Here is a 1,159-nt window from a genome sequence, read left to right on the forward strand (position 1 = left end):
AGCCGGGCAGGTCCCCGATGAGACGAGGTTTCTCGGGTCTGATCAATGTTCGATTTCGTGGCGCTGGGGGTGGCTGCGAACCCCTTCCGGCTCGCAGAACGCCTTCTTCGAGCAGCCGGAGGAGGCGACAATCAACGACCGGGTGGTCGTCAACGGATTCGTTGTCAACCCAGGTACGAGCTGTCCCGCGCTCTGTGCGGCCCCTCAGCCGAGAATTGTTCGCCCATCAGCCCGCGTCGGCCTGCTCGTAGCCACGTCGGCGGTTCCAGCGGCCACTGTGGGTCCGTCCGTCGCCGAAGTCGGTGGTGTTGTGTACGAGCGCGAGCATCGCCAAGCCGGAGTCGTGGATGACCACATCCAGCTCGTCGAGCACCTCGACAGCCAACGCGTCGGACGATCCCGGTGCCGGGGGGCTGCCGTCGCGGTCGAGCCCGATTCGCAGCTTGTGCAACCGAAGCCCGGCGTCGAACAGGTGCCGCACCAACCTGTCGGCGGCATAGGCGAACTCCGGCACCGCCAGTCCTGCACGGTGGGGCCAATCGCCCGCTTCACCGATGGCGTTCTTGCGCATATCGTCTGGCTGGATGTGGGTCATCAGTTGCCCGCCTCGGTCGGCACCGGGCCTGAAGACTGCCGAATCAACGGCAGCGGCACCGATCCCGACACTGCAAACCGGCGAAGCGAGGGCATGTGTGGCGCGTTGCCTTCGACCTCCAAGCGTTTCCACGCTGAACGCGCAGAACTCCCTATCATTGTGTCACCGACAGCGGCCCAGACGCCACGACCGACCGAGACGCGACGTCTTCGAGGGTTTACATCGCTGACAGCAGTATCCGCTCCAAGACCCAACTCGAACGGGCCCGGCAGAGCTCACCACACGTGTATCAGTTCCGGAGCAGGATCCGCTGCGGCATCTGCCACCGGAAGATGCAAGGCGGCACTCCCCACGGCCACGTCTACTACCGGTGCGTCGCTCGCACGCTTCCACCCGGCACCCGCTACAAGCCGATCACCCGAAAACCGTCAACCTGCGCGAAGCGCACCTCGTCCACCCGGTCAACACCTGGCTCGCCGGACTATTCAGCCCGAGCAATCGAGCACGAACAATCGAAGCCCTGGTATCCGCGCAAGGCAACGACGACAACGACATCCGTCGCCA

Annotated in this window: 1 protein-coding gene and 1 pseudogene; one reads left to right on the forward strand and one right to left on the reverse strand. The window is 64.7% G+C overall.

All coding sequences use genetic code 11. The features are described 5' to 3' along the window. Positions 1–226 precede the first annotated feature (226 nt). Complete coding sequence (locus NDR87_RS37030; protein ID WP_251919007.1) at positions 227–595, reverse strand: hypothetical protein; 369 nt, start codon at positions 593–595, stop codon at positions 227–229. A 370-nt stretch (positions 596–965) separates the two neighbouring features. On the opposite strand from NDR87_RS37030, the pseudogene NDR87_RS37035 reads away from it, so the two are divergent. Further along, positions 966–1,159 (forward strand): annotated as a pseudogene (locus tag NDR87_RS37035) (recombinase family protein); the annotation flags it as partial.

The organism is Nocardia sp. CDC159 (genome assembly GCF_023740735.1).
GTDB classification, from domain to species: Bacteria; Actinomycetota; Actinomycetes; order Mycobacteriales; family Mycobacteriaceae; genus Nocardia; species Nocardia pulmonis.